At 35.5% G+C, this 16932-nt stretch carries 13 protein-coding genes, 3 pseudogenes and 1 riboswitch; of the genes and pseudogenes, 3 read left to right on the forward strand and 13 right to left on the reverse strand.

What is annotated here, in order from left to right; translation table 11 throughout:
* The first annotated feature begins 159 nt into the window (after positions 1-159).
* A complete protein-coding gene (locus M1D73_RS15965) occupies positions 160-738 on the forward strand; it encodes a TetR/AcrR family transcriptional regulator (RefSeq protein WP_001190899.1) in 579 nt (192 codons plus the stop codon).
* Between the two features lie 451 nt (positions 739-1189).
* On the opposite strand, the gene pucB is transcribed toward M1D73_RS15965, so the two are convergent.
* The 10 genes and pseudogenes from pucB to M1D73_RS16015 form a co-directional block, all read right to left on the reverse strand.
* Positions 1190-1789, reverse strand: a complete 600-nt coding sequence (pucB, locus tag M1D73_RS15970; RefSeq protein ID WP_121868438.1) for a xanthine dehydrogenase accessory protein PucB — start codon at positions 1787-1789, stop codon at positions 1190-1192.
* The gene (locus M1D73_RS15975; protein ID WP_000227607.1) at positions 1749-2744 is read right to left on the reverse strand and encodes an XdhC family protein; all 996 of its coding nucleotides are present in this window, start codon (positions 2742-2744) and stop codon (positions 1749-1751) included. The genes pucB and M1D73_RS15975 overlap by 41 nt, the downstream gene beginning before the upstream one ends.
* Before the next feature lie 17 nt (positions 2745-2761).
* Positions 2762-3211 (reverse strand): (2Fe-2S)-binding protein, encoded by a 450-nt coding sequence (locus M1D73_RS15980; RefSeq protein WP_000592341.1) that lies wholly within the window; start codon positions 3209-3211, stop codon positions 2762-2764.
* Complete coding sequence (locus M1D73_RS15985; protein WP_000611958.1) at positions 3208-4047, reverse strand: FAD binding domain-containing protein; 840 nt, start codon at positions 4045-4047, stop codon at positions 3208-3210. Before M1D73_RS15985 ends, M1D73_RS15980 begins: the two co-directional genes overlap by 4 nt.
* Positions 4044-6386 (reverse strand): xanthine dehydrogenase family protein molybdopterin-binding subunit, encoded by a 2343-nt coding sequence (locus M1D73_RS15990; RefSeq protein ID WP_121868439.1) that lies wholly within the window; start codon positions 6384-6386, stop codon positions 4044-4046. Before M1D73_RS15990 ends, M1D73_RS15985 begins: the two co-directional genes overlap by 4 nt.
* Positions 6387-6566: 180 nt before the next feature.
* Positions 6567-6767: pseudogene (locus tag M1D73_RS15995) on the reverse strand (serine hydrolase); the annotation flags it as partial.
* Between the two features lie 499 nt (positions 6768-7266).
* Positions 7267-7419, reverse strand: a pseudogene (locus M1D73_RS16000) (IS4 family transposase); the annotation flags it as partial.
* A 285-nt stretch (positions 7420-7704) separates the two neighbouring features.
* Positions 7705-8514: a class I SAM-dependent methyltransferase gene (locus M1D73_RS16005; protein WP_000651402.1), complete on the reverse strand. Its 810-nt coding sequence runs from the start codon at positions 8512-8514 to the stop codon at positions 7705-7707.
* 860 nt (positions 8515-9374) lie between these two features.
* On the reverse strand, positions 9375-9821 hold the full coding sequence (locus tag M1D73_RS16010; RefSeq protein ID WP_000577091.1) for a hypothetical protein: 447 nt from the start codon (positions 9819-9821) through the stop codon (positions 9375-9377).
* Positions 9822-10145: 324 nt separating this feature from the next.
* Positions 10146-10910: an SDR family oxidoreductase gene (locus tag M1D73_RS16015; RefSeq protein ID WP_000792651.1), complete on the reverse strand. Its 765-nt coding sequence runs from the start codon at positions 10908-10910 to the stop codon at positions 10146-10148.
* Between the two features lie 169 nt (positions 10911-11079).
* On the opposite strand from M1D73_RS16015, the gene M1D73_RS16020 reads away from it, so the two are divergent.
* The gene (locus tag M1D73_RS16020) at positions 11080-11520 is read left to right on the forward strand and encodes an Lrp/AsnC family transcriptional regulator (protein WP_001178565.1); all 441 of its coding nucleotides are present in this window, start codon (positions 11080-11082) and stop codon (positions 11518-11520) included.
* Positions 11521-11686: 166 nt separating this feature from the next.
* Here M1D73_RS16020 and M1D73_RS16025 read toward each other — a convergent pair whose 3' ends face one another.
* Positions 11687-12892, reverse strand: a complete 1206-nt coding sequence (locus M1D73_RS16025) for a M20 family metallopeptidase (RefSeq protein WP_065484379.1) — start codon at positions 12890-12892, stop codon at positions 11687-11689.
* 88 nt (positions 12893-12980) lie between these two features.
* Positions 12981-13082, reverse strand: a riboswitch (SAM riboswitch).
* 76 nt (positions 13083-13158) lie between these two features.
* Positions 13159-15468 (reverse strand): AAA domain-containing protein, encoded by a 2310-nt coding sequence (locus tag M1D73_RS16030; protein WP_121868440.1) that lies wholly within the window; start codon positions 15466-15468, stop codon positions 13159-13161.
* 111 nt (positions 15469-15579) lie between these two features.
* Here M1D73_RS16030 and M1D73_RS16035 point away from each other — a divergent pair, with 111 nt between their 5' ends.
* Positions 15580-15972 carry a VOC family protein gene (locus tag M1D73_RS16035; protein ID WP_001145268.1) on the forward strand — a complete coding sequence of 131 codons (393 nt, stop codon included), beginning with the start codon at positions 15580-15582 and terminating at the stop codon, positions 15970-15972.
* Positions 15973-16363: 391 nt separating this feature from the next.
* Here the strand turns inward: M1D73_RS16035 and M1D73_RS16040 are convergent.
* Positions 16364-16546: pseudogene (locus M1D73_RS16040) on the reverse strand (hypothetical protein); the annotation flags it as partial.
* Positions 16547-16932 lie beyond the last annotated feature (386 nt).

Raw genomic sequence — 16932 nt, forward strand, 5'->3', positions numbered from 1 at the left:
ACCATTACAAGATGTTAGTTAATTAATAAACTGAACGTACAGTTCATTAATTAACTAAAATATATACTAGACGTTCAGTTTTGTAAATAGGATATTTCGTTTTTTGTTTGTATTAAGTATACTAAACGTATAGTTTATGTTTTGAAAGGAATGATTAATGTGCAAAGTAAAAGAGGTCGACCACGTAATATTGAAACCCAAAAGGCCATCCTGTCTGCGTCCTATGAGTTATTATTGGAAAGTGGCTTTAAAGCAGTCACAGTCGATAAAATTGCAGAACGTGCTAAAGTCAGCAAAGCTACGATTTATAAATGGTGGCCAAATAAGGCTGCTGTGGTAATGGATGGTTTTCTTTCTGCTGCTGCCGCCAGATTGCCTGTACCTGACACAGGTTCAGCGTTGAATGATATTTTAATTCACGCCACAAGTTTAGCCAATTTTTTAATCAGTCGAGAAGGAACCATTATCAATGAGTTAGTTGGCGAAGGACAATTTGATTCGAAACTAGCAGAGGAATATCGTGTTCGATACTTCCAGCCACGTCGACTGCAAGCAAAGCAACTTCTGGAGAAGGGAATTAAAAGAGGAGAATTAAAAGAAAACCTCGATATTGAATTAAGCATCGATCTCATTTACGGACCAATTTTTTATCGTTTGCTAGTAACTGGTGAAAAGTTGGATGATTCCTATGTACATGATTTGATTATAAACGCCTTCGAAGGGATACGTTTGAGGTAATTAACATATAAACAAAGATTTAGATTTCCACTGTTTCCTATACTGATGTAACTAGTATTAACTTGGTAAATAAAGTATCTAATGTTTTAAAACTGATGTATATGGGGTTTTCCCCCATATGCATCAGTTTTAAAAAAGGCTTAATCTACAAGCTATTTTGATAACGTAGTATTAACACATCCAAGCTTTATTTAATACCGTTTTTATCATTATCAAAAACCCTGATTTTTGCTAACACAATTAAGTCTTATTGCCGTTCTTGTTCCATTACTACAAAGACCCCAAGTTCCGCTATGATATATTGGAATGAAGTGAAAGATAACATGTTTGTAATAAAATTGTGTACAATGCTAGGATTACCAAAATTAACATTCTATCTTTTGAAAACACTTTGTGATTTTTGAATGATAATTAAATTGTATAGACTCGAAATTAAACATATAAATATCCTTTACAATAGCGAATTCTTAATTACATTATAATCCTCTATTGTATTCACATCATAAAATAATTTAGCATCGCTATATACAGTAATCTTACCTTGGAAATATTTGTCAAAGAAAATGGAGCGCGCACCTTGATCCCCTTTTAGTTTTTTTAAACTCGGAAAAATCCCCTTTGAAAATAAAATTGGTGGCTGTGGGATACCTTGAAAGCTAGCAGCTACATAATCAAGCTGTGGGAGGTGCTCATAACTATCTATTAATGAATTTAAAAGCTTAACTGTAATAAAGGGTTGATCTGCAAGCATTACTACTACTCCATCAGCATTCATACTTTCTGCCTTTTCTAAACCACAATGGAGAGAGTAAGATTGACCCAGACATGATTTTTCACAAGAAAGAATATGAACCCTTTCAACTTGTGTATAATGTAACAACCAAGACGGTTGATTTGAAACTACTATAACATCACTCAAATTGGAAGAAAGTGATGTATGTAATGCTTTATTCCCAAGTAATGTATTTCCAGTTGGAAGGTACAGCTTATGTAACCCCGGACCTGTTCTTCTACTCTTTCCAGCTGCTAGATATATTCCTACTATTTTCATCGTTCTTCATCCTCATTATTTGTATCATTTCTGCCAGAATGCTTATAGCAATTTCCATTGGTCCCTCGGATCCAATGGATAAACCAGCAGGAGAGAAAATCCATTTAGGTTTATCCAGTCCTCCTAGCAAACGTACGGTACGATATCGGGACCCTAAAATACCTAGGTAACGACAAGGATGGTTCTGCAATAGACTAAGTAGTTCTTGATCCCGTTTGAAATGATGTGTCATTATCATTATAAAATCCTGTTTCTTTATAGATATCCTGGATAGAATCTTTTTTGGAAAACCGACAACATGCCTATCCGCTTCTGGAAACCGTAGCGGTGTGCATAATCCCTCTCTCCAATCACAAATAGTAACAAAAAACCCTGTTTTTTTTGCTAAGGAGACAAGTGGCTTGGCATCTTCTCCTGCACCAATTACAAACAATTTTGGTCGTGGTTCGAAGCAATATACATATAGATGTTCATACCAACCATTTTTCAATTCAGGAAGTGCTGGAATTTCTCCTTCCCAATCTCCAAATTCATCTCCTTCTTCGCTAAAAAAAAGAGTCTTCGATTTTAATAAATCTTTTATCATCCAGACACGTAGCCCTTTTTCTGTATATTCTCTTACTTTTCGTAAATACTCTTGATATATATAATTCACTTTTTCTAATAATATATAAATAATTCCATTACACCCTACTCCCCATGATAAATCATTTTCTTCCCTCATATCGAATTCATGTATGCTCCATTTTTCATTAATTAAATCTTTAGTATAAAGATAAAGTTCTTCCTCAATACACCCCGCGCTGAGCATTCCAACCTTTGTCCCATCTTCTCCAAATACCATCATTGAACCTTCTTTCCGGTATGATGAACCGGCTACCCGAAGGATGGTTGCAATAGTGTAACCTTGTGGGCTTGCTATTACTGTCTCTAATATCTCATGTATATCAACCATCACAATTCTCCTTTCCTTTAACTTTGAAGAAGGGATTTTACTGCTTCTCTAATTTCTTGATAGCTTGTACATCGGCAAATGTTTGATTCTAACCACTCCTCAATTATTTTGTCTGTTACTTTGGGATAATTTACTATAAGAGCATGACAGTTTACAATAAACCCCGGCGTACAGTACCCACACTGAAATGCCCAATGTTCTATAAATGCTCGTTGTACAGGAGATTCATGTAAACCTTCAATTGTTGTTATCCTTTTTTCTGTTGCTTCTACTGCAAGCATGATACAAGATTTTATCGGCCATCCATCCACTAAAACCGTACAAGTTCCACAGTCCCCATTTTCACATCCACGTTTTGCACCTGTTAGATTAAATTGATCTCTCAATGTATCTAAAAGGGTATCAGCTGTTCTCACTATTCCCTGCCGATTTTCTCCATTTATATAAAGGGTAAGCTTTTTAATCAAAATATCCCTCCTTCAAAATGCTCTAACATGTCCCGTAATATATTTCTTAATACAAACAACCGATATTCTCTTGATCCACGAATATCATCTAGTACAGGTGCTGGAATACGTAACACAGTATTTTCTATCCTCTCTTCAACTGACATCTGATTATTATTAATAGCAAATTCCATAGCAGTAGAACGAAAAGGAAAAGCACATAATCCACTAAATGCCATACGAATTTTATTTCCTTTTTTCAAAGCAGCTAGTGTAATTAATGGGTAATCAATTTTTTCAAGTTTTCTCTTTTTCACACTATAAAAAGGTAGTCCAACATACTCTATATCAGTTAAGACTTGTAAAAGAAATTCTCCCTTACTTAATTGTAGTCTTTCTATAAATAGAGAATGGATAGAGACGTAACGTATACCTTTCATTCCTACAATTCCCAAAGTGCTGTCTGCTAATAAAAACGGAAGCACTGCCTCTCTATAACAGATTTCCCCTGCAATGTTTCCACCTAAAGTAATTTTGTTCCGTGCTGTACGGTCTGCTACTCTTGACGCTGTTTTACTCAAAAGTGGAAACACATTCGAATCTGAAACATGAGTTAAAGTAAGTGCTGAACCAAGAACTACATAACGCTGATACCTTCCAAGCACATTACATTCCGGAATTTCCTTTATATCAATTACAGACTTGAGAGAAAGATTCCCCAATCTACCAAGGGTAATAATTTCAGTTCCACCGTTGTAATATATCGGCGTTTTCCCTTCTTGATAAAGCTTAGAATATAGTTGTAATGCTTCTGTTATAGAGTTGGGGCGGTAATATTCAAAGTCAAATGGAATCATAATAAAGGATTCTCCTTTTTCAGTTTCGTTCGCCAAATTAGTTCTGGAGTAATCGGTAACTGATGCAAAGAAACCTGCGCTGCAACTGATAAGCAATTTGCAAGAGCCGCTGGCATTCCAAGGATGCCATGTTCGCCAAGAGCACGGGAACCAAACGGAGAATCGTCATGAGGAGTTTCTATAAATTCTACTTTATATTCAGGTTGTTGACCGTAGTGGGTTACTTTATATGAACGAAATTGATTGTTTAATACTTTCCCTTTTTTGTCATAAGTAAATGCTTCTCGTGTTGCAAAGCTAAGTCCCATACTCATTGCGCCCATTATCTGGGTCTCAGCTCCTTTCAAATTTAATACCTTTCCAGCATCTATTACACTAAAAGCACGAATTAATTTATATGTATAATCTTGCGTGTCAAATTCAACCTCTACTGCCTGTGCTGCAATTCCCCACTCCGGGCCTGGTTTTCCTTTTCCAGTTTCCTTGTCAGGTTCTGTGATTCCTTCAAACGTATATGCTCCTCTTCCTATAATCTGTTTGTTAATTACTTGTCCGTTTGAGGAGACATATCCTAACGCAATATGAGCTATTTCTATAGAAAGACCAGGAGATTCTTTAACATATACTTGTTTATTAGCAATTTCTAAACTCTCTATCGGATACCCTAATAAAATAGAAGCAGATTTTTTCAACTGCGAAATGATATCTTCTGTTGCTGCTAGCACTGCATTTCCTACTAAATATGTAGTTCTGCTTGCAGCTGTTTTCCAATGCTTTGGCGCAACTTGTGTATCCACTTCCATTTTGATATGTATATCTTCCATCTTCAATTGCATTTTTTCTGCTACCATTTGCGCAAGCACAGTTTTTGTACCCGTTCCAATCTCCACTGCACCACAATGGATATTTACACTACCATTTTCATTAAACGTTATTACCGCCCCTGCCCCTGCATCTGGTGGTGTTGTAGAGTTTTTCCATGCAAAAGCAATACCCTTTGCGCGCACTTTTCTATCTGAAATTTGTATATACTGTCCTTTATTCCAATTAATAAGTTTTTTTAATCTTTCTAAACATTGTTTCGGATTTCCCATATTACTTCTTGTTACTGGAACTTGTGTAGGTGTCATATCTCCTGGTTTGATTGCATTTTTTAATCGAAATTCAAGTGGACACATACCTAATTTGTTAGCCATAATATCTATAGTTCGTTCTACAACAAAAGTATATTCAGAATGTCCAAATCCACGGAATGCTGTAGCATAAGGATGATTTGTATACATACAAAGCGAGTCACACTCTACATGCTCAATTGAATAAGGTCCTGTACAATCTAGACCCGCCGCTTTACTGACAACTACAGCTCGATCCGCATAAGCTCCACCATCAAATAAAAAAAGGAATTCTGCAGACTTTAAAATCCCTTCTTTCGTACAACCTAGTTTAACTTTTGCTTGCAAACCAATATGAACGGGCGAAGTAATAAAATCCTCTTCTCTGCTATTACGAAGTTTTACCTTTCTTCCTCCTACAGCTTTGGAAGCAATGTAGGATAATATTTCCAATTGAACCATGGTTTTCCCGCCATATGCTCCGCCTACTAAAGGTACGCTAACATGTATATTGCCTTCATCTATACCAAATGCTTCACTCAACTGTTTTCTAATCTCAAATGGTGCCTGAGATGTTGAAGTAACAAGAACAACTCCGTTCGACTTAATCTCGACTTTTGTACATCTCGTTTCCATTGCAGCATGATCAGATTGCGAAAATGAAAAAGATTCTTCTACAATTACATCGCTCTGGTTAAATCCATTTTTAATATCACCCTTCCGAACTTTTGTCCGTGTAGCAATATTTGTATTGGGCTCTGGTTTTGCTTCTTCTATGATTCTATATTCTCCTAAACGCTCATGAACAAGAGGAGCATTATTTTGATATGCCTGTATTGGGGAATTAACAACAGGAATTTCTTTGTACGTTACATGTATTGAAAAAACCGCTCTTTGAGCTGCCGATTCACTGTCTGCAATCACCATAGCAACCGGCTCACCAAAGTATCGTACCTTCTCAAAAGCTAACGGTGGCCGATCCACTATACTACTACCGACCAGATAAGGATAGTCTCTACCCGTAACAATATTTCGAACACCCGATATTTTCCAAGCCTCACTTGTATCAATGCTCTCTATATACGCATGTGCATATTCACTAGTTAAAAGCTTTACATGCAATATTCCTGTTTCATTTTCATCGTCAATATACTTTGCTCGTCCCGTTACTTTTTCCATTGCTTCTTTCCTGGTGATACTTTTTCCAATGATATGATATTGACTCATAAGTCTCCTCCTTTTTTCCTACTCTATACTATTAGTCTTCTCCTATTTTTAGTACATGGAAGAACTTTCTCTACAAATACCTTTTATATTTCTATGCGAGAATAAGTTTTGGTTTATTTTATGCATTCCTAAAATTTAATGCTTATTTTTAAAATTGTGGGGGCTTCCTATATTTATCAAGCTAACCTTAAAGTCCTTTGACCTTGAGTATTTAACAATACCACTTGTATGGTTCAATATCTGCCGGATAGTAATCTGGTTACCATCATATCCGTTTCCTTGAATGACACCAGGCGACCCCTTTTTAATAGAATCATCTAGATTCAAGCGGTTCTCTCCAGCTAATTGAAGTAGAACTTTTGCGGTGAACGTCTTCGTCACGCCGCCAACGCGAAAGCAAAAATACTTTAATTACATTTTTCTAACATCCATTTTTTTAATAAAAAAAGAGAGCCCATATATTAGGTACCCTTTCATAAAAGAATTTTTTATTATTTTTTCTAATTTATATTTTGCTTTTAGGCATATCTTCAGGTTTCACTTCTTCGTATCTATCGATTCCATAATAAGAGTCACCGCTATATTTCCCACCTATTTCAACACGGAGATACACATTCACTTTTAATTTTTTCTTTCCATAAAACTTATCAAAAGTATTCAATGTTAAAAGAAAAATAAACGTTTTTGAAATCTTCCAGAATTGCGCGCTATTGTTGAATAAATCTTAGATTTCCAAATGACTTTATCGTTATATTTTTAAGTACAGTGAAGTATTTTATATCGAAAATTAAATAACTATATTTTAACCCCGTCCTAAATTTAGAACGGGGTTATGCTTGTTTTAGGTTTTAAAATTAAATAGTTTTTTTGTCTATTTACAGATACAAATGGTAGCTAAATCTGAACCAGAAAACTTTCGTTTTCGTTTTACAAACTCAAGTTCTCTTGCAAGTTCTTCTAAAAATACAGGTGTAATATATCGTTGTAATTCTTCCGCAAATGGTTGTAGTTCTTCTTGAAGCGAGAGATTCATAAGAAAATGTCATCCTTTCTAGTCTAGCTTTTTTAGAAAGAATAACGTTTTTTTACTCTTAGGGGTAGTGAAAATTCTTAAGTTGATGGGCATGGGGTAGCACCACATCACTATCAAGCTAATACATTATATTACCCCAAAACGGAAACAACGAGTTGCATTTATATAAATAGATTTTGGAAAATTGATAATTTTGTTTAAGGATACTTTAAGATTTTAGCTTGAATGACATATAGTGCTACCTCATAATGAATGATTAGGATATTGAACTTAAACGTGTTATTTTTAGCATTCTAAATAATCGGGTTCAATGTATTTTTCTGTTTCAGGTGAGCTTTTAATTTCTATAGGATATTTCTTAAAAGCTACAACAGTAATTCTATCTTCTTGAACTAAACTTCTGGATTCATTTATAGAAGAGAAACCTGTTCGCTTTAAAAAATTGTATAAAGAAGATTTTGTCATCCAAAAACTATTAACGTTATCTAATGATGCCCATTTTGATTGTAAACGTTCTTCTAATGATGAATTAGCAGAGTGCTCCAGCATTGTGTGCCCCTTATATTCATAATTTTTATAAAGTACTGATACATTGGGAGTACAAGTGATATGAGTATCAATTATTACAAACCTTTTGCATACTTCATACACTTTTTCTAAAAAAGGGAATACATCTGAACTGTCTAAATGATATAAAATACCAGAACATAAAACAATATCAAATTGACCGTATTTTTCAGCACTTAAATTTCTTACATCATCTTGATAAAAGGTTAAGTTTTCTAAATTTAATATGTCTTTAGCAAATATAGCTTTTTGTACGTTTGATTCTCTTCCTTCTATCCCTACAACGGTTGCTCCTTGCATAGCAAACTCAATAGCGTAATGCCCCTCTAAACAAGCTAAATCTAAGATTCGAAGATTTTTAAAATCACATTGTGTGATATCTTGAATCATTGTCACAATTTTTTTTAATGCAGGATTTGGTTGTCGAATATCTCTTGTATATAGAGTATCCGTTAATTTAATATCATAAGCGGTCCATTCACCATATTTACGAATAATGTTTTCTTTCTCGAGAACAAAATCTTTCATGATACAATTCGCCACCTTTAACAAAATATTAGTGTAATATATACCTTTATAAGATCAATATATGTGTGTATAACTTGTATTTAGACGAAGGTAAACGTTTTACGTATTCTCCGAAAGAATTCTCCTTCCTCAAGCGGGTGAAGGGCGTAGCCCAACGATAGGTGGGCGATGAATTTCGGTTTGGCATAGCCAAAAACTTTTGATAAACTAGCTATATGAAGTTCTTTGATAACTTGATATAGAAGGTTGCAGGAAGAAAATAGAGTGCGAAAACCAAGCCATTCGGTTCCTGCGTAAAATATCAACCGTACCAAAAGAGCATCCATGCGTTGGACCTAGGGGCGGAACACCCCGAAGTAACGCTCAGGGAGACGAAAGGTTACTTTCGTCGTGGAACTGAGAAGCTCCCACTTCAAGCTTTGCTAAGTGGCGAGTAGTTCACAGCTTGTCACTTTATCATGTGATATGTCAAAGATTCCTTCTTTTTGGGAGCCACTCGCAAATTTATAACAATAGGCAGCTCAAAATGAAATAACTAAATTAGACACGTTAAAGCTCTTTCAACTTATTAAAGCTATTGAAATTGTTAAAAGCATATCATTTGAACAAGATAAACAAGAGGTTTCATGAATAAGATTGTAGTTTTGCGGTACTGATGCTATAAGTGTGAGTAATGAAAAACTCATTTTTTTATTTTGGGGTAATTCTAAATTCTTAAGTTGATGGGTATAGGGTATCGCCAGTATTTTGGAAAAATCCACGCTAAGCAAAATATTAGTAACATTAAGTTATGACACCGTTTGTTATAAAAAAATCCCCAAAAACCGATTTCTAAATTAGGAAACCGACTTTAAGACATCTTATTCAATATTTAATAATCGTTTATATCTTTCTATTCTTTCCTTTGCTACCCTTAATCTTTCGTTTTTTAATAAACTCTCATGCCTCTGTTGTGATGAAAAACCAGTCACTTCGAGAATATTTATTTCAACATTAAAATTCCAATCATTTATTTTATAATCAATGGGATACTCAATTTGACCAATATCCTGTTCAGCGTCTACTGCTATATATTTACCATCTTTTAAAAAGAACTTATAGCTTAACCCAATTGTATATATCCCTAACAATTCTCCTAATTCAGAATGCGTTATCTTTAATACCTCTCCACGCACTTCAATGTCCTCATTGTTAATTAAATTATTTGCAAATGATTTTTTATCTTTAACAAGATAAAAATAATCAGTGTTACCTACAACTACAGTTTGATCTAATTCATACCAACTTGGTTTCCAGTTAAAAATCATAATACAACACCTCTAAAAGTGATTATTCAACTACTTAGGGGACTGGTGGCAAAACGCGGATTTTATCCGCTAAGATAGTTACTAAAAGTAAAATGTAATCTTTACTACTGTAAAAAAATAAATAGTTCCACGCAAAAGATGTTAGTTGACGTAAAATTCGTTATAGGAAACTAATTTTTAATATTAAAGCAAACTCTTCCCCGAACAGAGAGGAGTTTGCTTTTTTAGCATGCTTACCTTTCTATAAATTACTAGTTATGAAACAAGGATCGTTTCATAACTAGTAATTTACTTGATTATCTTGATGGGTATGGAGTAGTGCCCCTATAAACAAAACCCTCCAGAGACATCTATAATCTGCCCTGTTACCCAGCGGCTATCAGAAGAAGCAAGGAATGCTACTGCATCTGCAATATCTTCAACTTGCCCTATTCGTCCGAACACAGATGAGTTTTTAGCAAAATTTCGTATTTCCGGATCATCTAGCAATTTTGCATTGATATCTGTCTTCGTATATCCAGGCATAATTGTATTCACTGTTATACCTCTTTCTCCAAGATGTTTAGCTAGAGGCAGTGTCATCGTATTTAATGCACCTTTACTTAAGCCGTATGCAATGGACCCTGTAAAACCAAGTCGTACTTCAGCTGATGAAATGTTAATCACACGGCCCTCTGCTCGTATTAATGGTAATGTTTGCTGAATTAAAAAGAATGGTGCTTTCATATTTACAGACATAATTTCATCAAAAACTTCTTCTGTCGTATTTTCAATCGTTCCTTGTGTACCTATCCCTGCATTGTTTACTAAAATATCAATCTCTGATGTACCAACTTTTATTTGTAATTCATTCTTTAACTGTTTTACTAGCTTTTTGACACCATCAATTGAATTAAGTTCAGCTTCAATTAAGAACGCTTTTCCTCCATTAGATTCAATCTCACTAATCGTTTCATCTGCAGCTGTTTTATTTCGGCCGTAGTGAATCGCAACTAATGCTCCATCTTTCGCCAATCTCATCGCAATCGCACGGCCAATTCCACGACTCGCTCCTGTTACTAACGCTACTTTTCCATCAAGATTCTTCATTTTTTCCATCCTTCCTAAATTTCCGTTTGATAAAAACCTATACTTATATTTTCATGTAAACACCAATCATTTTAAATATAGATTTATAGGTAATTTAGTCCATTCGCTTATGATATTATAGTTATAATTCGTAATTTACTTTAGAAAACAAAAATAAGGAGGCTACACAATGCAAAACGCCGTAAAACTGGATGAAATCGATCATAAAATTATGAACTTGTTGTATGAAAATGCGAGAATTTCTGTTTCAGAAATAGGACGAATTATATCCATGACGCAACCTGCTGTAAAAGAACGTATTAACAAGCTTGAAGATCAAGGAGTTATAGCGGCTTATCGAACGAAATTTGAGCCTTCCAAAATTAATAAAAACATTCAAGCATTCATCATGTTTAAAACGAGCCAATGCTCTGATTTTATTCAATTTTGTAATGCCGCTCCTGAAGTAACAGATTTATATCGAATTAGTGGGGAATTTAATTATATGATGAAGGTCATGAGCGATTCGATGGATTCCCTCGCTGCGTTTTTAGACTCGTTAATGCAATTCGGATTATCATCTCCTTTAATTGTTTTAAAGAGTGAGTTCGAGGAGAAATTGTCATTCTAATAAAGGGATACGTATTATCCTCACTAACAGTAAAATTTTCTCTTTCTTGAGAAAAACCAACAAAATCAATGATTAGTAACAAAAAAAGAACATTGATTTTCAATGTTCTTTTTTATATCTCTACTTATTAATTAGATTGCTATTCGAAAAAAGCACCTTAATCCCCTTACCCTTGATTCCTCTGCGCCTCTCTAAACTCCTCCTTGACCTTCTCTAACAACCCTTCTTCCGTAATTAATCGATACGCCGTATTTGCTAATGCTTTTGCCGATGTAATTAATGCTTTATCTCCAAGTTCTGAACGTGCTGCTTCTCTAAATTCATTCGTATGTGCAATTAAATCATCTGGTCCGATTTTAATGTACGGATGAATTGTCGGTACAACTTGACTTACGTTTCCTGCGTCGGTTGAACCAATACCCACTCTTTCTTTACGGTTTACGTCTTCGCCTAATAATTCTAGTTCTTCTGCTACGACGTCGTTATATGTTTTTGTTACGAGTAGTTCATCGATTTCATTTTGGAATTGATGGATTTTCACTTTTGTGCCTGTTGCTAACGCTGCTCCCTGTGCGATATTTCTTACTTTTTCTGTTACTTCCGCACATCTTTTTCTCGTTGCTGCGCGGATGAAGAATCTTGCTGCAGCGTAGTCCGGAATAATGTTAGGTGCTTTTCCGCCCTCTGTAATAACACCATGAATTCTTACATCTGACGGAAGTTGTTGGCGAAGTGCGTTAATACCGTTATAGAGCTGAATAACCGCATCTAATGCGTTAATCCCTTCTTCTGGCGAAGCTGCAGCGTGAGCTGTTTTTCCGTAAAAATGAAAATCAAGTGGATCGACTGCTAGTGAAGGACTCGTTGTCGCTGTCTTTCCGCTCGGATGAATCATAAGCGCCGCATCAATGTCTTTAAATAAACCTGCCTTTACATAACTTGATTTCGCGCTACCATTTGGCCCGCCTTCTTCTGCTGGTGTACCAAACACAACAACTTCCCCGCCAATTTCTTCAAGCGTTTCTGATAATGCGATTGCTGCTGCAACACTAATTGTGCCGATTAAATTGTGACCACACGCATGGCCTAGTCCTGGTAAAGCGTCGTACTCCGCTAAAAATGCGATTGCTGGTCCTTGTTTTCCAGAGCTTTTTCGCGCGATAAATCCCGTTTCATGTCCAGCTATATTGTGCTGCAACTGAAATCCTGCACTGCCTAGCAATAAACTTAACGTTCTAGATGCATAAAACTCTTGGTTACCAATCTCTGGATTCGCATGAATATCATGACTTGTTTCTATGTACTTTTCCTTATTTCTTTCGATACTCTCTTCAATTGTTTTTCTTTGTGACGTTACTCCTGTCGCTCCCATTGTTCTTCCTCCTTTTATTTTCACGTAAAAAAGCCTCTTTCTAAAAGATAGAAAGAGGCTTCTGTATATACAGTCAAAATGAGCTTCTTTCTTATCTTTCAAGTTACCTTGCTGGAATTGGCACAGTATTCATAACGAATCCGCTGCCGAGGTATCATAGGGCCAGTCCCTCCACCTCTCGTGATAAGAATTTTCATAAAATTATATTAAATTATTTTTTATTCTAAGTTCATTCCAAGTAAAAGTCAAGGAATTCCTATCCGAATTTACCGAATATCTAAAAATCCTTTTAATACACCAATTGTTTCTGGTGCTTGCAGTCTTGCACATACGTACGGAAATTCCGTGCTACCTTCAAATATCATTTGAGATGTGAGCGGTGCGCCTGCCCAGAAGATTTCATCATCAATTACGATAAACGGGAATGCTTTATTTTGTCTTTGTAACTTTACATTTTTCAGTGGAACTGGTCCATCACTATAAACTATTATTTGTGCATTTGTACGCATGAACGCTTGCCATACTCGTTTATCTACTTGTTTTGTACTTGGAAGTGAAATAATAATTTTTCGTTTTGCGGCTAAAATATCTTTTAATAGCCCTTTCGGCTCTTCAAGATTCATTTCCATAAACCAGCGTAAACGTTTCGAAATTTTCCGTTCCCACAATTGTCTTGATGTCGTGCGATCACACACATCTCCATGACGTTCTATATGAGCTGTTAATTGCGATAACGCTTGTTTTCTAGAAAGATTTTTACGCATATAATGGCAATCTGATAATTGAATGAACTTCCCTCTCGCTCTTGTCACTGCTACATTGACGAGGCGATGGTTTTTATGGTCAAAGAATAGTACGCCAGGTCGTTCTTGTGGATAACTGTCAACCGTATCAAAGATCATCATATCTCTTTCAGAACCTTGGAACTTATGAACTGTAGCCGCTAAAACTGGTATGTGTTGATATTTCGTTCTCTGCAACATTTCTCTAATACACGTCGATAAAAAGCGTGACTGCGCCCTGTAAGGTGTCACAACACCAATTGATTGAATACCGTCTAACAATCCGATTAACATCATTTGCATCGCTACTAAACCAGACATAATGTTAAAACGTGAACCAGAAGCAGCATCTTTTAACGAAAAAGCTCCCATTTGGCTCGTATCAAATAAAACACTCGCTTCATTTGCGAACGGTTGCAATTGCGCAAGTTCTTTACGCTCTGAAACAGACGGATGATCGTATACTCTATTTTTATAAATAAACGAATTCGTAAACTTCGATATATCCGCATGCATACGTCTTTGTTCCTGCAACATAAATAGGTTTGGGTGTGCTTCTGATTTATTAACAGACTCAACAATCCCAGCGTGGTAAAACATATCTTCCCCAAGCCATTTGCGAACAAGTTCATGATTTGCCATCGCAATTGGAGGTAACTGTAAAAAGTCACCGCAAACGACGATACGTTTCCCAAGTGAAGCAGCTAATGCAATTTGCGGAACGAACGCCATACTCACCTCATCTACGACAACTAAATCAAATGTACGCTCATAAATTAGCGCATCAATGGCACATTTCGATAAAGTTGCGCCGATTACTTTCGCATTTTCAATATATTCTTTTTCTACTTCTTTAATTTTAGCCTTTTGCTTTCGAAGATCACTTTCAATCTCTTGTATACGCTTCTTATCAGCAGATGTTGCTTTATACGATAAGATTTTTTCACGAAGATCTTGGCGTGTCTCTTCTAAGTAGAGTCTTTCCTCACCCCATGATCCGTTCGTCGTTTCAACTAACTTAGATGCAAGTAACGTTTCATGATTTCGTATATGTTCATGCTGACTATAACCGTAACGAACAATTTCGCCAGGCGTCCATTTCTTTTTCTTTTCAATTTGCTTCGTTACTTCACTCATTAATACGTCTACTGCCGCGTTACTATGAGCTAACACAAGTACCGATTTTCCTTTTTGATAATGAGCCGAAATAATACGTGATAAATTGTAAGACTTCCCTGTTCCAGGTGGTCCCCATACGTACGTTGTCGGATTGTAAAACGCGCGATATGCCAGTTCATTTTTCGGATTTTTCATCTTCTCAATATGTTTCGGACTGCTCGTCCCATCAACAAGACGCTTTATACGATTACGTTTTAGCTTGTCTTTACGTGCTTCTTTCAATCGCTCTTGCAGTTGCTCTAAAAGTTGCCACGGTTCACTGTATAAAACCGCTTCTCTTATTTCACCTTGTATATAATCATTTAATTTCAGTTCTATTTCTAATCCATGTACAGATAATACTTCTCCTGTCGCTTCCTCACCATCGAACTCAATTCGAATCGGTGAACCTTCAGGTAAGCTTACTTCCGAAATAAGCTGAAATACGTATACTGTACTTTCATAATCTGTATATAAAAAACGACCATTCATGATAGAAATTTTACTACCACCTATCGTTTTCCAATGTTTAATTTCATATGCTAATGCATAATGCCACTCTTTCATCGTTTCCGATAATGAAGGAGTTTGAGTAGTTGTATTCATCGTATAATCTCCTTCCTTCTCCCCAAACATACTTTCTCACTATACCATATAACACGCTAAAATTTGTAAGGTTTTTATCTTGCTTATTTTCTTAATTTTCAATAATATATTGTATATAATTTTCAGAAAGAAGGAATCTACATGCCAGTTAGAAGAATAGAACACGTTGGACTTATGGTTGCAAACTTAGAAGCATCTATCTCATTTTATGAAGAAGTAGTCGGCTTACAGCTCCTTAAACGTATGGGGCACCCGAACCCAGACTTAAAACTCGCTTTTTTAGGTGTGGAAGAATCGAAGGAAACGATACTCGAACTCATTGAAGGTTATAACTCTTCTCTTCCGGCAGAAGGAAAAGTACATCACATTTGCTTTAAGGTAGATTCATTAGAGGATGAAATTGAAAGAATACAAAAACACGGCGTAACCTTTTTACTAGGAGAAGAAATCGAAACATTACCAGATGGAACACGTTACATATTCTTCGCTGGCCCTGATGGAGAGTGGATTGAGTTTTTTGAGACGGAGAGATAAAGTGAAACTTTAGTCAGCCCACAATAAACGGGATAATAACTTTATGATTCACATAAGGAGTAGAAACTGATGAATACAGTTTTTATTATCGTTTTTTGGGTACTTATACTATTTCCACTTCTTAATATAATTCTGATAAAGAAGTGGAATATAAGTCCCATTGATCTCATGGGGGTATTTGGCAATTTAAAAATGCTGTTTACTTATAGCACTTTTACGAATGCAAAAATAGCCAAAATACGCAAGCAGTTTCGCATAAAAACTTGCATATTTTAGGCTGTTTAATTGTACTCCTTATTTTGTTAAAGTTACCCGTCGGTTCAATTCCAAAGATCTCAGCTGACGATTAACTCAAGTACCGATTTCGGATGACCCTCATGTGATGAAGTTCGTGTTCTGTATCCGTTACACTATCTGTAGCAACAGTTGCTATCTCATTTTCTTCAACACTTGACATTGCTCGATTTATAGCCTGTTCTAGCTTTCCGTTCTTCTTGTTCATAGCTGTTACTAAGCGTTCTATAGTTGCTACATCTTTATGATAAAAAATTCTAGAATTATTATTGCTACATTCTTTCATTTTATTAATTAGTATGATATACCATCACAGCACCAGAAAGACTAATATAAGCTAGTATCATCCATACGTTATCATTTCTAATCTATCCTGTTTAGAAATGATAACGTTTTTTTGTACTTAAAGGTATTAAAATTTCTTAAGTTGATGGGAATATAGGGTGTCCCCTATATGGTGGAGATAGAATCGTAGCGGATAACAAAGGAGAAAAACTAAACGGTCTAAAAGTATTGTATTTTAATATTGAAATTTTAAAAGTAGCCAACTATATAAAATGTAACACTGACGTTCCAGGGGATTATGTTGAATACAATAATGAGGAAAAATGGTTTATGTCTATATTATTTTCTCTTCCAATTACTATATCTTTTTAGCATACTATT

It is taken from the genome of Bacillus sp. PK3-067 (assembly GCF_056738645.1).

Excerpts from the sequence above, each read along its gene's own strand:
- pucB (WP_121868438.1), bottom strand. The coding sequence starts at position 1,789 with ATGAAAATAGTAGGAATATATCTAGCAGCTGGAAAGAGTAGAAGAACA.
- M1D73_RS15985 (WP_000611958.1), bottom strand. The coding sequence starts at position 4,047 with ATGATTCCATTTGACTTTGAATATTACCGCCCCAACTCTATAACAGAA.
- M1D73_RS15990 (WP_121868439.1), bottom strand. The coding sequence starts at position 6,386 with ATGAGTCAATATCATATCATTGGAAAAAGTATCACCAGGAAAGAAGCA.
- M1D73_RS15975 (WP_000227607.1), bottom strand. The coding sequence starts at position 2,744 with ATGGTTGATATACATGAGATATTAGAGACAGTAATAGCAAGCCCACAA.
- M1D73_RS16005 (WP_000651402.1), bottom strand. The coding sequence starts at position 8,514 with ATGAAAGATTTTGTTCTCGAGAAAGAAAACATTATTCGTAAATATGGT.
- M1D73_RS16025 (WP_065484379.1), bottom strand. The coding sequence starts at position 12,892 with ATGGGAGCGACAGGAGTAACGTCACAAAGAAAAACAATTGAAGAGAGT.
- M1D73_RS16010 (WP_000577091.1), bottom strand. The coding sequence starts at position 9,821 with ATGATTTTTAACTGGAAACCAAGTTGGTATGAATTAGATCAAACTGTA.
- M1D73_RS16015 (WP_000792651.1), bottom strand. The coding sequence starts at position 10,910 with ATGAAGAATCTTGATGGAAAAGTAGCGTTAGTAACAGGAGCGAGTCGT.
- M1D73_RS16035 (WP_001145268.1), top strand. The coding sequence starts at position 15,580 with ATGCCAGTTAGAAGAATAGAACACGTTGGACTTATGGTTGCAAACTTA.
- M1D73_RS16020 (WP_001178565.1), top strand. The coding sequence starts at position 11,080 with ATGCAAAACGCCGTAAAACTGGATGAAATCGATCATAAAATTATGAAC.
- M1D73_RS16030 (WP_121868440.1), bottom strand. The coding sequence starts at position 15,468 with ATGTTTGGGGAGAAGGAAGGAGATTATACGATGAATACAACTACTCAA.